Source organism: Kribbella sp. NPDC059898 (genome assembly GCF_042730855.1).
Classification (GTDB): domain Bacteria; phylum Actinomycetota; class Actinomycetes; order Propionibacteriales; family Kribbellaceae; genus Kribbella.
Genome location: NZ_JBHWKR010000001.1, coordinates 1068990 through 1087436, shown reverse-complemented (window position 1 = coordinate 1087436; position 18447 = coordinate 1068990). Strand labels below are relative to the sequence as shown.

13 protein-coding genes are annotated in these 18447 nt (G+C 71.1%); 5 read left to right on the top strand and 8 right to left on the bottom strand.

Annotated elements, in window-relative coordinates:
• Nucleotides 1–12: 12 nt before the first annotated feature.
• Nucleotides 13–2874: a S8 family serine peptidase gene (locus ACFV9C_RS05345; RefSeq protein ID WP_380190817.1), complete on the bottom strand. Its 2862-nt coding sequence runs from the start codon at nucleotides 2872–2874 to the stop codon at nucleotides 13–15.
• A gap of 141 nt (nucleotides 2875–3015) precedes the next feature.
• Here ACFV9C_RS05345 and ACFV9C_RS05340 point away from each other — a divergent pair, with 141 nt between their 5' ends.
• The 5 genes from ACFV9C_RS05340 (at nucleotide 3016) to ACFV9C_RS05320 (ending at nucleotide 7490) form a co-directional block, all read left to right on the top strand.
• Nucleotides 3016–3681: a Pr6Pr family membrane protein gene (locus tag ACFV9C_RS05340; RefSeq protein ID WP_380190816.1), complete on the top strand. Its 666-nt coding sequence runs from the start codon at nucleotides 3016–3018 to the stop codon at nucleotides 3679–3681.
• Nucleotides 3682–3890: 209 nt separating this feature from the next.
• A complete protein-coding gene (locus ACFV9C_RS05335; RefSeq protein WP_380190815.1) occupies nucleotides 3891–4943 on the top strand; it encodes a glycosyltransferase in 1053 nt (350 codons plus the stop codon).
• The gene (locus tag ACFV9C_RS05330; protein WP_380190887.1) at nucleotides 4903–6069 is read left to right on the top strand and encodes a hypothetical protein; all 1167 of its coding nucleotides are present in this window, start codon (nucleotides 4903–4905) and stop codon (nucleotides 6067–6069) included. Before ACFV9C_RS05335 ends, ACFV9C_RS05330 begins: the two co-directional genes overlap by 41 nt.
• 129 nt (nucleotides 6070–6198) lie before the next feature.
• Entirely contained in the window at nucleotides 6199–7149 is a 951-nt protein-coding gene (locus ACFV9C_RS05325; protein WP_380190814.1) for an aldo/keto reductase, read from the top strand.
• The gene (locus tag ACFV9C_RS05320) at nucleotides 7146–7490 is read left to right on the top strand and encodes a YciI family protein (protein WP_380190813.1); all 345 of its coding nucleotides are present in this window, start codon (nucleotides 7146–7148) and stop codon (nucleotides 7488–7490) included. Before ACFV9C_RS05325 ends, ACFV9C_RS05320 begins: the two co-directional genes overlap by 4 nt.
• Here the strand turns inward: ACFV9C_RS05320 and ACFV9C_RS05315 are convergent.
• The 7 genes from ACFV9C_RS05315 to ACFV9C_RS05285 all read right to left on the bottom strand — a co-directional run bounded on the left by ACFV9C_RS05315 (nucleotide 7487) and on the right by ACFV9C_RS05285 (nucleotide 18238).
• Nucleotides 7487–7915 carry a GNAT family N-acetyltransferase gene (locus ACFV9C_RS05315; RefSeq protein ID WP_380190812.1) on the bottom strand — a complete coding sequence of 143 codons (429 nt, stop codon included), beginning with the start codon at nucleotides 7913–7915 and terminating at the stop codon, nucleotides 7487–7489. The genes ACFV9C_RS05320 and ACFV9C_RS05315 overlap by 4 nt on opposite strands.
• Nucleotides 7916–7922: 7 nt before the next feature.
• Complete coding sequence (locus ACFV9C_RS05310) at nucleotides 7923–9065, bottom strand: VWA domain-containing protein (RefSeq protein ID WP_380190811.1); 1143 nt, start codon at nucleotides 9063–9065, stop codon at nucleotides 7923–7925.
• The gene (locus ACFV9C_RS05305; RefSeq protein WP_380190810.1) at nucleotides 9062–11233 is read right to left on the bottom strand and encodes a DUF5682 family protein; all 2172 of its coding nucleotides are present in this window, start codon (nucleotides 11231–11233) and stop codon (nucleotides 9062–9064) included. Before ACFV9C_RS05305 ends, ACFV9C_RS05310 begins: the two co-directional genes overlap by 4 nt.
• Nucleotides 11230–12309, bottom strand: a complete 1080-nt coding sequence (locus ACFV9C_RS05300) for an AAA family ATPase (protein WP_380190809.1) — start codon at nucleotides 12307–12309, stop codon at nucleotides 11230–11232. The genes ACFV9C_RS05305 and ACFV9C_RS05300 overlap by 4 nt, the downstream gene beginning before the upstream one ends.
• Nucleotides 12306–13709 carry a DUF5691 domain-containing protein gene (locus tag ACFV9C_RS05295; protein ID WP_380190808.1) on the bottom strand — a complete coding sequence of 468 codons (1404 nt, stop codon included), beginning with the start codon at nucleotides 13707–13709 and terminating at the stop codon, nucleotides 12306–12308. Before ACFV9C_RS05295 ends, ACFV9C_RS05300 begins: the two co-directional genes overlap by 4 nt.
• Nucleotides 13706–15034 carry an SWIM zinc finger family protein gene (locus ACFV9C_RS05290; protein WP_380190807.1) on the bottom strand — a complete coding sequence of 443 codons (1329 nt, stop codon included), beginning with the start codon at nucleotides 15032–15034 and terminating at the stop codon, nucleotides 13706–13708. The genes ACFV9C_RS05295 and ACFV9C_RS05290 overlap by 4 nt, the downstream gene beginning before the upstream one ends.
• 669 nt (nucleotides 15035–15703) lie before the next feature.
• Nucleotides 15704–18238: an MFS transporter gene (locus ACFV9C_RS05285; RefSeq protein ID WP_380190806.1), complete on the bottom strand. Its 2535-nt coding sequence runs from the start codon at nucleotides 18236–18238 to the stop codon at nucleotides 15704–15706.
• Nucleotides 18239–18447: the final 209 nt, after the last annotated feature.

Below are 18447 nucleotides of genomic sequence, written 5' to 3'. Positions count from 1 at the left end.
TAGGTCAGTCGTTCAGCTGACGGTGACGATCTTGTTCACGGTGTACGCCGTGGCGTGGTCGGCGTCGGCCGGGAACCAGACGCGGTAGGCGATCTGGCCGCGGACCGCGGGCCGGATGCCGAACGCGTACTTGCCGGACGTGCTGAGCTTCACCGACGCGATCGACTTCCACACCTTGTTGCCGTACTGCTGCAGGTACACGACCTTCCCCGCGTGCGCCGGGGCGACGTACCCGCTGAACGCGGTCGTCTTCCCGAGCTTGATCGCCGCCGGCGACAGCACCGCGGAGATCGTCGGCCGCACCTGCACGGTGATGTCGGCGGTCCGGGTACCCATAAGGTCGGCGTTCCCGGGGAACGTCAGCATGTAGACCGACGACACGGCCGGCTTCGTCACCACGGCCAGGGTCCCTGTCGACGTCGTCTTCGACGCCGCGAGCAGCGTGAACTTCGAGGACGTCTTCGGGCGGACGTACACGTTCACCGGCAGCCCGGCGTACGCCTTGTTGTCGATCCGCAGCGTACTGCCCTTGATCGTGATCGAACCGCCGTAGTTGATCAACGTGGAGGTCGTCGCGATCCCGGACTTCATCCCGAGCAGTTGCTTCACCGCGATCGGGCTGTAGTGCCCGGTCCGGTCGAGCACCCAGGCGCCGTACGTGTACGTCGTGCTCTGCGCGAGCCCGGTGTTCCTCACCGAGGTCCCCGTACCCGCGTACACCAGCGTCCCGGTCGTCGGCGTCGGCGCCTTGCTCCCGACGTTCCGCCGTACGATCACCTGGTCCAGATCCGGCGTCGGCGGAATCGTCCACGCCAGGCTGGCCGCCAGGTAGGCACCACTACCGCTGAACACCGTCAGCTTCTGCGGAGTCAGGTCGACCGTGGAGAACACGCTGCTCCAGCCGTCGTCCCGCGTATTGGGGGCGAACGCCCCGAGCGTCACCGTGATCCGGTACGGCGTCGCCTCGGTGAGCGGCGCGTTCGGCGTGATGGTCGCCTTCCGGGTGGTGGCGTCGTACGCGACCGTGCCCGGCACCACGGCGCCGGTCTTCCCGTTCTGCAGGAGCACCGTGTCCGAGGTGATCCGTGCCGGATCCATGTCACCGGCGAACGTGACGGTCGGCGTGCTGGTCAGCGGGGCACCGACACCGAGATCTGCCGGGCTCACGTCCCGGACCGGGTAGGTGTACTGCACGCCGGACGAACGGCCCGTCGCTTCGGTGACGGTCAGCGTGTACGGCCGGGTGTCGCGCGAACCGTTGTCGTTGCGGACGGCAATGTACGTGTCGCCTGCTTGGACGGCGGCGCCGACGCTCACCGTGAGCGGCCCCCAGATCGGATCGCCGGTGGTCTGGGAGAAGTCCGGGTAAGCCTTCACGTCACCGGCGACCGCGGTGAGGTTGGAGTTGACGACGAGCAGCCGCGGACCGAAGTTCGCCGTGTACTTGTCGTCGTTGAACTCGGGGCCGGTCACGCTGAACGTGAGGATGCGGGCCGCGTCCGAGGTCACCTTGTACCAGTCGGTCTCGCCTTCGGTGTTGATCGCGCCGCTGACCGTTCCGAGCGACATCGCGGTCGCCCGCGCGGGCTGGTCGTTGCCGTCGGGGGCGCTGACCGGGAAGTCGGGCGCCCACTTGCCGCCGAGGGTGGCGTATGCGTCGACGATGCCGTGGCCGTAGTACGGGTCGATGCCGCGCGGGCCGGCGTCGCGGGCGAGGTTCTCGACCCGCTGCGCGACCTGGGCGGGCGTGAACGTCGGCCACTTGTTCTTCACCAGCGCCGCGAGGCCGGCGACGATCGGCGCGGAGCAGGAGGTGCCGGTGCAGTACCAGTACGGCTCGTACCCCGGCGGCGTCAGCGCGCGCGAACGGGTGGACAGGATGTCCACGCCCGGCGCGGCGACGTCCACCCAGTCGCCGTACGAACTGAAGTCGGTGAGCGACCCGCTGGCGTTGGTCGCGGCGACGGCGATGACCTCCGGGTACGACGCCGGGTACTGCAGGGCAGCATTCCCGTCGTTGCCCGCGGCCACGACCACGGTGACGCCGCTGGCGTACGCGCGGGCCACCGCGTCGTGCAGGACCGGGTTGTCGTCCGGGCCGCCGAGGGACATGTTGATCACCTTGGCGCCGTGGGCGACCGCCCAGTCGATACCTTCCGCGATGTCGGCGTCGTACCCACCGCCGTCGGAGGCGAGCACCTTGACCGGCATCGCCTTCACGTTCCAGCCGACGCCCGCGACGCCGATGCCGTTGTTCGCGGCGGCAGCGATGATGCCGAGCGTCATGGTCCCGTGGCCGTGGTCGTCGACCGGGTTCGGCCGGGTGCTGGAGACCGCGTTGTACCCGGGGACCAGGTGGCCGACGAGGTCCGGGTGGCCGGCGTCGACGCCGGTGTCGAGCACCGCGACGATCTGGCTGCCGGTCGACTTGGACAGATCCCAGGCCTGCGGGACGCGGACCGTGTTCAGGTACGTCTTCTGGTCGGTCGCGTAGTACTCGTCGTTCGGGACGGCCGAGATGTAACGCTTGTAGTTCAGCGACGCCAGCTCGACCGTCGGGTCGGCCTTGACCTTCTTCAGCAGGTCCGTCGCGGGCAGGTCACTGGTCAGCTTCACCGCGTTCGACGCGACCGGGTCCTCGGCGGTCGCGCCGTACCGCGACACCGCGGCCCGCCGGTTCGCGGCGGTCGCCTTCGGCTTGAACTTCACCATCACGGAGTGCGCGTCGTACTCCGCCTTGTGCTTCCCCGCCGCGAACGGCGGCCGGTACGGGCGCGGCTCGGCCGCGGACCCGCTCGACCCGGTGACAACCACCACGCCACCCGCGATCATCGCCGCAGGCAACACCAGCCGCAGCAAACGCTTACTGAACACCACAAACCCCCAGAGGGCCTCGACAGGGCGGGAAAGACCACATGCGGTCTGGTCCTAAATCGTCGGGAGGCCCCTCGGCGTTACACAATCACCCGGCCTGTCGGCAACCGTGTCCGGACCGAAATGTCGAGAATGGGCGGCGTGACGGAACGGTCGAGGAACGCAGTGGTCTCGCGCTGGTCGCATGCCGGGATCGCTGCGGTGATCCTCGCGTCGTTGGTGATTCAGCTGGTGCTGATCTTCGCCGGCGGCGCTGACGCCAACTCGGGTGACACCGGGGCCGCGGTGGGGCTTGGGACGCGGTTGTATCGGTTGTTCAGCTTCTTCACGATCCAGAGCAACCTGATCGTGCTCGCGGCGGCCATCGGTCTGGTACTGCGGCCGCTGCGGGACGGGGCGTTCTGGCGGGTGGTGCGGCTGGACTCGCTGCTCGGGATCGTTATCACCGGGCTGGTGTTCGCGATCGTGCTCGCGCCGCAGGTCCACCTCACCGGGTGGGCGCTGGCGGCAACGATCGGTTTCCACTACGTCTCGCCGTGGACGACGCTTGCGGCGTGGCTCGCCCTGGGGCCGCGACCGCGGCTGACGTGGCGGGCCGTCGTACTCGCGTTCGTCTGGCCGCTCGCGTGGCTCGTGTACATCTTCACGCAGGGCGCGTTCACGCACTGGTATCCGTACCCGTTCCTGGACGTGACGAGCCTCGGCCTCGCCACCGCACTCCGGAACGCCGCGTTCGTGCTGGTCCTGGGCCTGCTGCTGGCATCCGGGCTGAAGGCCCTCGACACCAAGCTCCCCGCCCGCACATGATCGTGATCGAGCCGTACGACGAGGCCTGGGCCTGAACCCCGAACGCACCAAACGCTACTTCCGCGAACCTACCTCCCCTGGCTTGCCGGGGGCGTAGAAGGACTGTTGCCGTGGAGTGGTGGCGGTTGGGGTGGGGAAACGCACATGCGGGCCGTGGATGCGGTTGGTGACTGGGTGGATGCTGGTGGGGACCGATAGTCTCGGGCGCCATGAGCACCTGCGTCGCCATTGCGGTGATTACCTTCAGGCGACCTGCTCTGTTGCGGGGGTTGTTGACGAGTTTGCAGGCGCAGGAGTTGCCGGCGGGCGGGGACTACTCGATCCGGATCGTGGTGGTGGACAACGACGCGGACGGGTCGGCGGCGCGGGTGCTGGAGGAGTTCGGGGAGGGTACGCCGTACCCGATCGAGTCGGTGGTGGAAGCGGAGCCGGGGATCCCCTTCGCCCGGGAGCGGTCGGTCGAGCTGTGCTGGAACGACGACGCGCTGATCTTCGTGGACGACGACGAGGTCGCGCCGCCCGGCTGGCTGGCGACGCTGCTGAAGGCATGGGAGACCACGGGCGCCGACGTTGTCACCGGACCGGTGAAGGGCAACCTCCCGGCCGGTGCGCCGCCCTGGAACCACTACAGCGACGTCCACGACTCGACCGGCCGGCACACGACCGGCGAGGAGCTCAAGAAGGCGTACACGAACAACACGCTGGTCAGCCGGCGCGTGTACCACGCGGTCACGCCCGGGTTCCACCCCGCGTTCCGGTACACCGGCTCCAGCGACCTGCACTTCTTCCTCCGCGTGCACCGTGCCGGGTTCCGGATCGTGTGGTGCGAGGAGGCGTGTATCGCCGAGGACGTCCCGGTCGGCCGGACGACGCTGCGCTGGCTGGTACGGCGGGCGTTCCGGTCCGGTAGCGGCGACACGATCAGCCGGCTGCTGATCCGCCCGGGCGCGATCAGCTACGTGCTGGTGCTGGCCTATGCTTCAGCCCGGGTGATCTCGGCGTTCGGGCTCGCCCTCGCCGGGCTGCTGCTCGGCCGGAAGACGCACCTGCTGAAGGCAGTCCGCCGGTTCTTCTCGGGCGTCGGTAGTCTCGCCGGGATAGTTGGGATCAACCATGACGAGTACCGGGAACGGCACGGTTCGGCCGACGGTGGCGGACCTGTGCCGGGCGATCTGGACGGTGGAGCAGGACCTGGAGCTGCTGACGTGGCAGATCAAAGGGATGCATCCCTGGCCGATCATCCGGATGCGCGTCTTCCATGAGCTGACCCGCCGCGGCGGCATCCACGGCGCTCCCCATCCGGTACGCCGCACGCCGTACGACAAGGCTGCCCTGGTCGCGAAGCACGTCAGCGGGATCGTCACGCGCAGCCCGTTCCCCGGCCGGTACGACGCGCTCGTCGTACCGCACCCGCGGAAACCGAACGGTGTCGAGATCTACACGGACGAGCTTCGGACGCTGCTCGGCGATCGCGCACTGGTCCTGGACTCGGGGATCAACGGCGTACCGCTGCCAGGTAGTAAGAACCTCGACTTCTTCACGTCGGCGGCCGGCGCGGTGCACCGCAGTACCCAAGACGACCGGAGCGCCGCGGATGCGCTGCAGAAACTGACCGGCGTACAGGTCCCGGTCGGGGCGCTGCTCGCCCGTGAGGTGCCGAAGCATCTGCGGCTGCGGGCGCTGTACCGTGCGCTGCTCAGGAAGCACCGGATCGAGACCGTCTACGTGGTGGTCGCGTACTTCCACCAGCACATCGTTGGCGCTGCCCGCGATCTCGGGATCCGGGTGGTCGAACTGCAGCACGGCGCGATCAGCCCGTTCCACCTCGGGTACAGCTACCCGGGCCGGCCAGTGGTCGCGGATCAGCCGGACGAGCTGTGGTGCTTCGGGTCCTACTGGACCGACGTCGCGGACCTGCCGGCGGGGATGCAGACCAAGGTCACCGGCGCCCGGTTCCTCCCGGCGCCTGCCCCGAAGACGAACCGCGTGGTCGTCCTCTCCCAGGGCACCATCGGCGCCCAGCTCGTGCGCACAGCGGGGGCGATCGCCGAGCAGCACCCGGAGCTGGAGGTGCTGTACCGCCTGCACCCGAGCGAGCGCCCCGCCGACTACACGGTCCCGCCCGGCGTACGGCTGTCCGCCGGTGGGAGCACGCTCGACCTGCTCGCGGCCGCGACGTACCAGGTCGGTGTCTCGACGACGGCGCTGTTCGAGGGGATGGCGCTCGGGTGCCGTACGGCGGTCGCGGATCTGCCGGGGCACGAGTACCTGGAGCCCGCGATCGCCAAGGGGCACGCGCTGCTGCTGCAGGATCCGGCACAGCTCACGGAGGCGCCCGTGTGCGACGACCCGGGCAGCTACTACGCCCCGAGCAGCCTTCGGCTGTAGGTCCCGGATCCCCAGGCCATCACAATCACCCGCGGTCGCGGGCGGGCAGGCGTGAACGCGTCCGGGGCGGCCGATTGTGATGGCCTGGCGATCCGGGCACTGTCGGTGGGGGCGGTTAGCGTCCGGCGTATGCGGACGGTGGAGTTGGGGCGGACGGGGTTGCGGGGCAGCGAGCTGGGGCTGGGGCTCGCGTCCGTCGGGGGGATGTTCGCGGCGGTTCCGCAGCAGCAGGCGGTGGCGACGATCGACCGCGCGTGGGAGCTGGGCGTGCGGCTCTTCGACACGGCGCCGGTGTACGGGTACGGGCTGTCCGAGCAGCGCGCCGGGCTGGCGTTGCGGGGGCGGCCGCGGGACGAGTTCGTGCTGTGTACGAAGGTCGGCCGGCTGATCGAGCCGGGCGGTCCGGATCTGCAGCCGATCTGGGCGGAGCCGCCCGCGGGGGTCGGGCCGCGGCTGGACTACTCGTACGCCGGCACGATCCGCTCGTTCGAGGCGAGCCTGGAGCGGATGGGGATCGACCGGATCGACGTTCTGCACGTCCACGACCCCGACCTGGACTTCCCGCGGGCGTCGACCGAGGCGTTCCGGGCGCTGACCGAGCTGCGCGGCCGTGGCACGATCCGGGCGATCTCGCTCGGCGTCAACCACGCCGACGTCGCGGCGCGGTTCGTCCGGGAGACCGACGGCGGCCCGGACCTCGTGCTGCTGGCCGGGCGGTACACGCTGCTCGACCGGTCCGGGGCGGACGAGCTGCTGCCGTTGTGCCGGAAGTACGGCGTGGCGGTGCTGGCGGCCGGGGTGTTCCAGGGCGGGGTGCTCGCGGACACCGCGGACGGTACGCCGACCGGGTACGCGCGGGCGTCGCGGGAGGTGCTGCGGCGGATCGGCGTACTGCGGGAGGTCTGCCGGGCGTACGACGTACCGCTGCTCGCGGCGGCGTTGCAGTTCCCGCTGCGGCATCCCGCCGTACCGGCCGTGGTGGTCGGGGCGCGGAGCCCGCGGGAGATCGCGGAGGCGGCGGCGTGGCACGAGTTCGAGATCCCCGAACCGTTCTGGACCGCACTAAGGTCTGCGCTATGAGGTACATGCTGCTGCACAAGACCAACGACAGTCTGGAGGCCGGGAACCCGCCGGATCCGGAGATCCTCGAGCGCGCCGACGCCGTGCTGGAGGAGATGCGGCAGGCCGGGGTGCTGGTGCTCGGGGAGGGGCTGATGCCGAGCTCCCGCGGCGCGCGCGTGACGTTCCCTGTGCCGGGTCAGCCGCGGGTGACCGACGGGCCGTTCGCCGAGACGAAGGAACTCGTCGCCGGCGTCTCGATCATCCGCGTCGACTCCAAGGAGGAGGCCGTCCAGTGGGCCCTCCGCTTCGCCGAGGCCGACCCGCACACCCCGATCGACATCCTGGAGATCGCCGGCTAACGCGCCAGGTGCAGGATCGGGTACGGCTTGCCGGATGAGTCGTGGGTGGTGCGAGAGACGACCTTGAACCCGTGGTGTTCGTAGAAGCCGAGGGCCTGGGGGTTCTGCTCGTTGACGTCGACGGACGTCGCCGCGAAGTGCGTGACCGCGTGCCGCAGCAGCAGGCTCCCACCGCCGCGGCCGCGGTACGCCGGATCGAGGAACAGCATCTCCACGTTCCCGTCCTGGACCCCGATGAACCCGATCAGCCGCCCGTCCTCCCGCAGCCCCGCGAGCTGCGCGATCTCCCCGAACGACGCCCGCACCAACGGCCGGAACACGTCCAGGTCCGCCTCGGTGACGAAGTCGTGCGTCGCCCGCACCGACGCCTCCCACAGTTCCGCCGCCCGCTCGTACTCGTCCGGCCGGATCTCGTCGATCACCATGACGTCCTCACGTGATGTTGGTTGCAGCCCAGGTGGTGATGTCCTCGTGCCGGATCGCCGCCGCCATCAGGTCCGGGAACTGATCGGGCGTGCAGGCGAACGCCGGTACGCCGAGCTCGGCCAGTGCCGCCGCGTTCTCGGCGTCGTACGACGGGGTGCCGGAGTCCGCGAGCGCCAGCAGCGCGATCACCTGTACGCCGGACTCCACCAGGGACCGCGCCCGCCGCAGCAGCTCCTCGCGTACGCCGCCCTCGTACAGGTCCGAGATCAGCACCAGCACCGTCTCCGCGGGCTTCGTGACCAGCTCCTCGCAGTACGCGAGCGCCCGGTTGATGTCCGTCCCGCCGCCAAGCTGCGTCCCGAACAGTACGTCGACCGGGTCCTCCAGCTGGTCGGTCAGATCCACGACCGCGGTGTCGAACACCACGAGCGACGTCCGCAGCGTCCGGATCGACCCGAGCACCGCGCCGAACAGCGACGCGTAGACGACCGACTCCGCCATCGACCCGGACTGGTCGATCGCCAGCACGATGTCCCGCTGCACGCTGTGGTTGCGGCGCGCGTACCCGACCAGCCGGTCCGGCACGATCGTGCCGAGCGTGGGCGAGAAGTGCTTGAGGTTCGCCCGGATCGTCCGGTCCCAATCGATGTCCGAGTGCCGCGGCCGCGACGTACGGCCGGCCCGGTCGAGCGCGCCGGTCACCGCGGCCCGGGTGCGCTCCGCGAGCCGGGCCTCCAGCTCCGCGACGACCCGCCCGACGACCTCGCGCGCGGTCTGCTTGGTCTCCTCCGGCATCACCTCGTTGAGCGCGAGCAGCGTGGACACCAGGTGTACGTCGGGTTCGACCGCGCCGAGCAGCTCCGGCTCCATCAGCATCCGGGTGATCCCGAGCCGCTCGACCGCGTCCCGCTGCATCACCTGGACGACCGTGCTCGGGAAGTACTGCCGGATGTCGCCCAGCCAGCGCGCCACCCGCGGCGCCGACGACCCCAGCCCGGCGGCCCGCTGCGTCCCTGAGCTCTCCCCGGCGTCGTACAGCGCAGCCAACGCGGCATCGACGGACTGATCGGCCTTGGACAGTGTCGTGCCCGTCTCCTCTTCGGCCTCCGCGCCCAGCACGAGACGCCAGCGGCGAAGACGCTCGTTCATGAGACCCCCAGGAGCTGCGCCACCACGGGTAGCGCGGTCGCGGCCAGTTCGGCGTCCAGCTCGTTGTCGTCGGCAACGACCACCGCGGACGGATCGCTCAGCACCCGCGCGCGGGACCCGATCGTCCGCCGCTCCGGCGCCGCGAACGTGCCGAACGTACGTCGCAACAACGGCAGCACCTCGACGAACGCGTCGTCCGGGATCCCGCCCAGCCAGGCGTCCACCAGTGCGAGCAGCCGCTCGTCGTGTACCAGCAACAACCCGCCGCCGGCCAGGAACCCCTCCACGTACCCGGCCGCGTCCGCCGTCGGCGTACCGGGCGACAACGACCGACCGAGCCGCAGCGCGACCTCCCCGTCCGGCAGCCGCGACGTGTCCAGCATCAGCCGCGTCAACCGTCCGCGGATCAACGGCGGCACCGAGGCCCGATCACTCAACCCCTGCAGGGTGTTCAGCCACTCCGCGCGGACGTCCTCGGCCAGCAGCGCCGCCGCGTCCTGCACGCCGTCGATCAGTTCCTGTACGGCGGACGCCGCCTCCGGATCGAGCCCGTGAACCGTCCGCGCCAGGCCCGCGCACACACGCGACACCATCCGCCCCGCGACCGAGGCGAGCCCGGCCGTGTCGGTCCCGCGGACGTCGCCGTACCGCGAAGCGCGCGCCAGCGACGGGAGCGCCGCCATCAGGTGGCCAACGTCGGCGTCGGCCGCGGCGCGGGTGTCGATGCCCTGCAGCAGCGGCGGCAGTGCGTCCGCGAGATCCGCGAGCAGCGACTTCTCCAGCGCGGCTGTGACGTCCGCGAGCGTGGTGGAGTCGGCGGCCTTCAGCATCACGGTCGTCGCGGCGCCGAGCACCGTCGTACCGTGCGCACCGGCGGCGACGAGCTCCACCTCGAGCCCCGGGTCCCACGCGAGCCGCCACATCTCGCGGAACGTCCCCTGCGCACGCCGCTCGTCCGTGGCCGGCACACCCCAGTGGACGCCGAGAATCTGCAACCGGTGCAGGAGCCTCGACTTCTCCAGGTCGTTCGGCTTCCGCAGGTCCAGCTCGATCACGCGCTCGGCGGCGTCCCGCTTCATCCGCAACCGCCGTACCTGCGCCGCGAAGTCGGCCGCGACCGGCGCCTGCGGTGTCGCGCTCGGCACCGAACCGAGCAGCTCGCCGACGACCGCTTCGCGCGTGACGAGATCCAGCAGTACGTCGTTCCCGCCGCAGAGAACGGCCCGCGTGGCCTCGGTGACTTCGCTGAGGCCCGCGAGCGGACGTTCGCGCAGGGCGGCCAGGGTGTCGGCGAGACGGACCGCCTCGATCACGTGCGCGCTCGACACCGGCAGGTCCTCGTCACGCAGTACCTGGGCGACCTTCGAGAGCCAGCGGGCGGTGATCTGGTCCGGCGCGGTGAACAGGTGGTGGTACCAGCCGGGGGACGTGATGCCGGCGCCGTACCCGCTGGTCGCGGCCAGCCGGCCGTGCGTCCACGGCACCCAGGTGCAGGCGATCTTGCGTTTCGGCAGGCCCTTCAGGATCCGTTGGTCATGTGTTGCCGGAGGCAACGGAAGCTCGAGCGCCGGGACGTGCCAGGCGCCGCAGATGACCGCGATCCGCTCGAATCCCTCCTTCTGGGCCTTCCGCAGCACGGTCCGCATGTACGCCTCGCGCTGTGCCTCCCGCCCCACCGCTTCCTCGCCGCGGCGCAGCTCGCGCATCGCGTCCGCGATCACCGTGAACGGCTCGGCGCCGTCCCGCCGCGACTCGATCACGTCGTCCCACCAGCGCTCCGGGTCGTCGTACCCACCGGCCGCGGCCAGCGTCGCCAGCGGGTCCATCGCCGCCGCGGACCGCCCGCCCGACGAGGCGAACTGCTGCGCGGCCGGCAGGTCGCAGAACCGCACCGGGACACCCGCCGCCAGCCCGTACCGGATCGCCTGCCACTCCGGGCTGAAGACCGCGAACGGCCAGAACGCCGCCCGCGTCGAGTCGTCCACCGCGTACGCGAGCAGCGCGACCGGCGGCTCCATCTCCTCCGACGCCGCCAACTCGACGATCTTGTCGGCCTCCGGCGGCCCCTCGATCAGCACCACGTCCGGCCGCAGCTCCGCCAGCGCGACCGCCACCGCCCGCGCCGACCCCGGTCCGTGATGCCGGATCCCCAGCAGATGAACGGTCATCCGGAGATCTCTCGGCAGGCCCGGTAGAACGGCGCCCAGTCGTCGCGTTCGCGGACGACGGTCTCCAGGTACTCCGACCACACCACCCGGTCCGCCGACGGGTCCTTGACGACCGCGCCGAGGATGCCGCCCGCGACATCGGTCGGTCGCAGTACGCCGTCGCCGAAATGCGCGGCGAGTGCGAGACCGCCCGTGACCACGCTGATCGCCTCCGCGGTGGACAGCGTGCCCGACGGCGACTTGACCGCGGTCCGGCCGTCCTCGGTCCGCCCCGAGCGCAGCTCGCGGAAGATCGTCACCACCCGACGGATCTCCTCCAGCGCGTCGTCCGGCTGTGGCAGCTCGAGCGCGGACCCGAGCTGCGCGACCCGGCGGGACACGATCTCCACCTCGTCCTCGGCTGAGTCCGGCAGCGGCAGTACGACGGTGTTGAACCGGCGGCGGAGTGCGCTCGACAGTTCGTTGACGCCCTTGTCCCGGTCGTTGGCGGTGGCGATCACGTTGAACCCCTTGCGGGCCTGGACCTCGGTGGCCAGCTCCGCGATCGGCAGCGTCTTCTCGGACAGGATCGTGATCAGCGCGTCCTGCACGTCGGACGGCATCCGGGTCAGTTCCTCGATCCGGGCGATCTTCGCCTCGGTCATCGCGCGCTGCACCGGGCTCGGTACCAGCGCCGCCTCACTGGGGCCTTGGGCAATCAGTTGGGCGTAGTTCCAGCCGTACCGGATCGCTTCCTCGGCGGTGCCGGCCGTACCTTGGACGAGGAGGGTGGAATCGCCGGAGACCGCGGCCGCGAGGTGTTCGCTGACCCAGGTCTTGGCCGTGCCCGGTACGCCGAGCAGCAGCAGAGCTCGGTCCGTCGCGAGGGTGGCGACGGCGACCTCGACGAGGCGGCGCGGGCCGACGTACTTCGGGGAGATCTCGGTGCTGCCCGCCTTGCCGCCGAGGAGGTAGGTGACGACCGCGCTCGGGGAGAGCTGCCAGGCCGGCGGGCGCGGCTTGTCGTCGGCGGCGCGCAGTGCCTGCAGCTCGTCGGCGTACTCGACTTCCGCGTGCGGGCGGAGAACCTCGGTCATGTCAGCTCCTCGTACATTTCACGGCGGAAGGTCAGGGTCTCGACGAGCCGGCGGCGCCAGGTGTCCTCGTCGCCGCTCGGGTCGCGGGTGATCGGATGGTCCAGTACGTCGGGAGGCACCGCCCGTGCCGCAATACTCGCGAGCCGCGCCCACGCCCGGTTGGTCCCGACCTTGCCGAGCTGGTCGAGCACCATCCTCCCCAGCTCCGGAGGCCACGGCACCGGCAACCCACCCACCAACTCGGCAACATCCACGGTGTTCCGCAGAACGTTCACCGCCTGGGCCCACTCCGCAGCCGGCAACAACCGCAAGAGCTCAGCCGGATTCCGGCTCCCGGTGTTGGCATTCCTCAGCAACAACTCGCGCGCCCAGTCCGCCGCATCCTCGCGGATGGCGGCCTCGGTCCAGGCTGATTGGAGGACTTCGGGGGCGCAGCCTTCTACGGGGAGGTTGAGCCAGGTGAGGTTCATGGTGGTGAGGGGTGTGTGGGCGACGACCTGGTGGAACCACCACGCACGCTTCCCGACCCCCTCGGGGTTGGCCGAGTCCAGCCCGTCGCGCTCCATCGACGCGGTCAAACTCCGCGGCAGGTCGACGGCAAGCACCCCCTGCGACTCCACCAGATGCGCATGCAGCCGCTCACTCATCCGTACGCCGTACTGCGCCCCCGGCAACCGCGCCAGCAGCCGCGCCGCCACCCGCCGTACCTCCCGGGAACGATCGTCCAGCCCCGTCTCCAGGAACTCCTCGTCCGCCAACGACAACCCCTCGGCGAACAGCCCGAGGAAGTCCGCCCGAGTTACAGCCGACTCGTTCGGCCACACCTCCGCGAGCTCCTCGCGCGCCGCCGCAGGATCCCGCCGCCGCAGGCCCGCCAGCCACGCCCGTCGCTGGACCGCGTTCCCGTGCGTCCACAGCCGCGGATCGTTGCCCTCGGCATCGACCGCCTGCAGGAACCGCCATTCGGGATTGAGTTCCGCCAGCCACCGCGCCCGCCGCCCGGCCGCCGTGATCACCAATGGCCGGTACTCAGCACGATTCCGCGCATAGTCCGCCAATGCCGGCAGGTGCTCCGGCGGCACACCCCAGCCGTTCGCGTCCGCCGTACGCAACCACTCGCCTAACACCACCGTCTGGAATCCACCCAGCATCGCCGCCAACCGCCGTACCGCACCCGCCCGCGGCAACGGCCGATCCTCACCACCGGCCGCCTCCAACGGCGTCAACTCCCGCAACGGCTTGCGCCCGGCGCGCTTGTAGACAGTCGCCAGCGCAGCCGCGTCCAGCAGACCGCCGTTCCCCAGCCGCTCCCGCACGTACTCAGGAAGCTCGTCGAAGTCCGCCGGCCGCCGATCGGTCCCCAGCAGCACCGAGCTGACCAGCCCGTCCCAGCCCTTCACAGCGTCACCGGCCGATCGTCACGCCAGCACGTCATCGGGCGCAGACCGGCGCGGTTCCACTCCGCCGCGACGGTGATCGGATCCCCGGCCGAGACCGCGAGCAGCTTCAGCGGATCCCAGCCCGGCAGGACCTCCAGCCCGTCACCGGCCTCGTCCACGAGCGCCCACCCGTCACCGTTGCGGGCGGGGCGTACGTCGTACAGCACCAGCGGCCAGCGTTCGTTCCACGGGTCGGCGGCGAGCGATTCGACGTACGACGTCAACGCCTGCTGGACGGTGTGACCGTGCGGGCGCGGTGCCTGCCGGCGCTGATCGGTCTGCGTGAGGATCGCGCGCATCGGGAGCGCGCCCGGGTAGAACGCCAGCGCACCCGGGACGTACTCACCCGGACGGGCCGGCAGCGGGTCGAGCGGGCGGCCCGCGGCGGCGTACGTGAGGATCAGGCCGATCCGGCCGGTCGTTGCCCCACGCAACCACATGCGGCGGACGGTGAGCCGATCATCGGGTTCGATCACCCGGCCGAGCAGCAGCCAGTCGTCCTGGACCTGCTCGCCCTCCAGCCGGACCCGCGCGGTCTCGGTCGGCCAGCCGATCCGCGACTGGACGGTATCCGCGAGCGACGGCGGGAGGTCGGCGAGCCGCGCGTGGGCGGCGACGATCAGGTGGATGAGCGAGAGCTCTTCGAGGAGTTCGCCCGGCCAGCCGTGGCCGCGTCCGACGACGCCGGCGGCTCGGCGTACCGCACCTGCCACGCCGGGCGCCTGGGCGTCGACCATGCGGGCGGCGAGGCGGTTGAGTTCGCCGTACGCGCGTTGGTCGAAACCGCCGAGGCCCTGCCGCACCTGGTCGTCCAGCCAGCCGGCCAGCTCCGCGAGGCCGGCCGACACCCGGTCCGCGCGCCGGGCGGCACGCTCCTGGGCGGCGATCGGGTCCGCGACCTCGCCCGGCTTCCGCTCCACCCGCTCGGAGCGCTCGGCCCGCTCGGCTCGCTCAGCCCGCTGGTCGAGCCAGCTCGTCACCCAGTCGGGCGCGTCCCCCGCCGACAGCTCGCCCTTGGCCAGCAGCAACATCAGCCCGAGCGCATGCTTGCACGGAAACTTCCGGGACGGGCAGGAGCATTTGTACGCCGGGCCTGCGAGCTCGACGGCCGTCTGGTACGGCTGCTTCCCGCTCCCCTGGCACAACCCCCAGACCACACGCTCCGTCGCGCCGGCCCCCGTCCACTTCTCCCGCCGGGCAAGCCCCTGCCCAGCCTTCGCAGACGCAGCATCAGACGCCAGCCCCAGCACCTGCTCCACGTCCCACAACCCCACACCACTCCTCACCACAAGCCGTCCCCCAAATCCTCCCACCCACCCCCGACAACCACCCGCCGGGTGGAGCAGACGAGCCGGTCAGTCCCCCACCTCGGACACGCGCTGGGTGGGCGGACGGGTCGCTCAGTCCCCCCACCCACCCTGGACACGCGCTGGGTGGGTGGACGGGCCGCTCAGTCCCCCACCCACCCCCGGACACGCGCTGGGTGGGCGGACGCGCCGGTCAGCCCTCCCAGCCACCCCGGACACGCGCTGGGTGGGCGGACGCGCCGGTCAGCCCTCCCAGCCACCCGGCGATCGGCCTGGCGGATCGCCAGGCCATCACAGTCCACTCGTTGAGCGGCCGGCCCCGCCTCACGGGCCAGCCGCGGGACGGATTGTGATGGCCCTCAGATCCGGCCCCTCGGCTCAGCCGAAGGGTTGGCGGTGCTGGTGCTCCTCCGGGTAGCCGTTGCCGGCGGTGGGGGCGTAGCCGGTGGTGTGGGTGGGGGCGTGGGTCTGGTGCGTGTTGGGTGCTGCGTGGTTGGAGGGGACGGGCCGGTCAGCCCCCGACCACCCCCGACAACCGGCCTCGAGTGGCGGATCGCCAGGCCATCACAATCCACCCGTCCCGCGGCCGGCCCGCCTCACAGGCCAGCCGCCGGACCGATTGTGATGGCCCTCAGATCCGCCCTCGGCTCAGCCGAAGGGTTGGCGGTGCTGGTGGTCCTCCGGGTAGCCGTTGCCGGTGGTGTGGGTGGGGGCGTGGGTCTGGTGGGTGCCGGGCGCCCCGTGGGTGGGGTGCTCGTCCGGGTAGGCCTGGTGCGGGGCGGAGGCCGCGTGGGTGGGCGGCTCGTCGGGGTGGGCCGGCTGCGGCGCGGGAGCCACTGGTGGTGCGGCAGCCGCGGACGGGGCTGGAGCTGCGGGTGCGACGGGCGGTGCGGTCGCCGCGGTCGGGGCGGTCGGGGCGGTCGCCGCGGACGGGGCGGGGGGCGCGGGCCGGGTGGGGGGCGCGGGTGGGGTGGGGGTGGTGGAGAGGGTGTCGCGGATGGTGGTGAGGAGGCGGTGTTCTACGGCTTCGAGGTCGGTGATGCGGGCGCGGATCTCTTGTTCTTCGGCGCGGGCCTCGGACAGCAGGTTGGCGGCCTCGGTGCGGGCTTTCGTCCGCAGGTTGTCGGCGTCGGTCTGGGCGGTGGTGCGGACGGTGTCGGCGTCGGCGCGGGCTGTTTCGCGGAGGTGGTCGGCGGTTCGCTGGCTGGCGCTCAACACGCTCAGTTCGTAGCGGCGGAGTTCGTCGACGAGTTCGCCGGCGGGGCGCTGGGAGTCGAGGATGGCGGCTGCCGGCTGCGGGATCTCGGCGTCCGGCAGCGTGTTCTCGAGGGCCGCGATCTGCTGGTCGACCCGGGTGAACAGGTCCGCGACGTCGGTCCGCATCTGCCGGATCGTGGTCGCCGCCGCCTGCACCCGTTCGCTGGCCTCGCGTTCGCGTTCCCGCGCCGTACGTTCCGCCGACGTGATCACGTCCAGCGCCACCACGGCGGCGCGCTCCGCAGGATCGTCCGGAACCGTCTCACGAACAGCGCCCGCCTCCTCCGGATCAGTACCGATCGCGACGGTACGCCGCAGCGGCACCTCCCGGATGAACAGCACCGCCAGCAGGCTCACCACGGCCGCCCCGGCGGCGATCACGAAGATCCGTCCGGTCGCGTCGCCGTACGCGTGCCGCACGATCGCCTGCACCGGTGCCGGCAGCGCGTTCACGTCCAGCACGCTCCCCGACCCGCCCTGCGCCGCCGCGGCCGCGCCCGGGCCGAGCTCGCGGAGGTGATCCGTGATCAGGTTCGTCACCCGCGTCGCCAGCACCGCGCCGAGCACCGACACCCCGACCGCGCCGCCAAGACTCCGGAAGAACGTCACGGTCGCGGAGGCAGCCCCGACCTCGCTGACGTCGACGGTGTTCTGTACCGCGAGCACCAGGTTCTGCATGGTCATCCCCATGCCGATGCCCATCGCGAGCATCCCGAGTCCGACATACCAGTACGGCGACTCGTGGTCGATCGTCCCGAGTACGCCGAGCCCGGCCGTCAGGCACAGCCCGCCGATCACCAGGTACCGCTTCCACTTGCCGTACCGGGTGATCAGCTGCCCGGACCCGACCGACCCGAGGAACGACCCGAACATCATCGGGATCGTCAGCAGCCCCGCCTCGGTGGCGCTGTACCCGCGGGCGACCTGGAAGTACTGCCCGAGGAACACCGCGCTGCCGAACATCGCGATCCCCACCGAGAGGCTCGCGAGGATCGCCAGCGCCGTGGTGCGCTCACGGACGACCCGCACCGGCACCAGCGGCTCGGCGGCGTGCGTCTCGACCACCACGGCCAGGATCGCGAGCAGCGCCGTACCGCCGAGGTACGCACCGGTCTGCCACGACCACCACGGGAAGTGCTGGCCCGCGAACGACACCCAGATCAGCGGCAGGCTGGCCGCGCCCGCGATCAGGACCGCGCCGAGGTAGTCCATCCGCACGCGCCGCTTCACCAGTGGCAGGTGCAGGAACTTCTGCAGCACGATCAGCGAGATCACTGCGAGCGGCACGCAGACGTAGAAGCACCAGCGCCAGCCCAGCCACGACGTATCGACGATGACGCCGCCGACGAGTGGGCCGGAGACGGTCGCGAGCGCCATCACGGCACCCATGTACCCGGAGTACCGGCCGCGGTTGCGGGGCGGGATCGCGGCGCCGATGATCGCCTGCGCGAGCGCCATCAACCCGCCCATCCCGAGCCCCTGGAGGACCCGCGCGCCGATCAGGAACGGCACGTTCTGGGAGGCGCCGGCGAGCATCGAGCCGACCACGAACATGACGATGGCGAGCTGGACCAGCAGCTTCTTGCTGACCAGGTCGGACAGCTTGCCCCACACCGGCGTGGACACGGTCATCGCGAGCAGGCTGGCGGTGACCACCCAGGTGTACTGCGTCTGGGAACCTTCGAGGTCCGCGATGATCGTCGGCAGCGCGTTGCTGACGATCGTCGAGCTGAGCACCGCGGTGAACAGCGCCGCGAGCAGCCCGGCGAGGATCTCCAGGATCTCCCGGTGCGTGAGCTCGGGAGCACCGGCCGACGGTGGTGGTGATGGTGGCGCGGCGGCCGGTGCGCGCTCGGGCTCGGCGTACCGCGAGCGATAGGTGGGGTGGCCGGCGGGGGTGGCCGGCTCGGTCTGGGTGGCAGACATCAGCTTCCGTTTCGTACGGCGGGAACGCGACGACCGGGGCAGTGGCGTGCACTGCTCCGAGGCGGAAACGGCCGGCGGTGCCCTCACCCAGCCCGATATTTGGTTGCAACTACCAACTTTAATCCCGCGCCGTCAGCAACTGTTCACCGGGAGCCATCAAACGCTCGTCGGATGAATTATGAGACGGGCCCTCCTCGAAACCCGGAATG

Coding starts and splice junctions, on each gene's coding strand:
- ACFV9C_RS05330 (WP_380190887.1), top strand. CDS start 4,903: ATGCATCCCTGGCCGATCATCCGGATGCGCGTCTTCCATGAGCTGACC.
- ACFV9C_RS05305 (WP_380190810.1), bottom strand. CDS start 11,233: ATGACCGTTCATCTGCTGGGGATCCGGCATCACGGACCGGGGTCGGCG.
- ACFV9C_RS05320 (WP_380190813.1), top strand. CDS start 7,146: ATGAGGTACATGCTGCTGCACAAGACCAACGACAGTCTGGAGGCCGGG.
- ACFV9C_RS05310 (WP_380190811.1), bottom strand. CDS start 9,065: ATGAACGAGCGTCTTCGCCGCTGGCGTCTCGTGCTGGGCGCGGAGGCC.
- ACFV9C_RS05315 (WP_380190812.1), bottom strand. CDS start 7,915: ATGGTGATCGACGAGATCCGGCCGGACGAGTACGAGCGGGCGGCGGAA.
- ACFV9C_RS05300 (WP_380190809.1), bottom strand. CDS start 12,309: ATGACCGAGGTTCTCCGCCCGCACGCGGAAGTCGAGTACGCCGACGAG.
- ACFV9C_RS05325 (WP_380190814.1), top strand. CDS start 6,199: ATGCGGACGGTGGAGTTGGGGCGGACGGGGTTGCGGGGCAGCGAGCTG.
- ACFV9C_RS05285 (WP_380190806.1), bottom strand. CDS start 18,238: ATGTCTGCCACCCAGACCGAGCCGGCCACCCCCGCCGGCCACCCCACC.
- ACFV9C_RS05335 (WP_380190815.1), top strand. CDS start 3,891: ATGAGCACCTGCGTCGCCATTGCGGTGATTACCTTCAGGCGACCTGCT.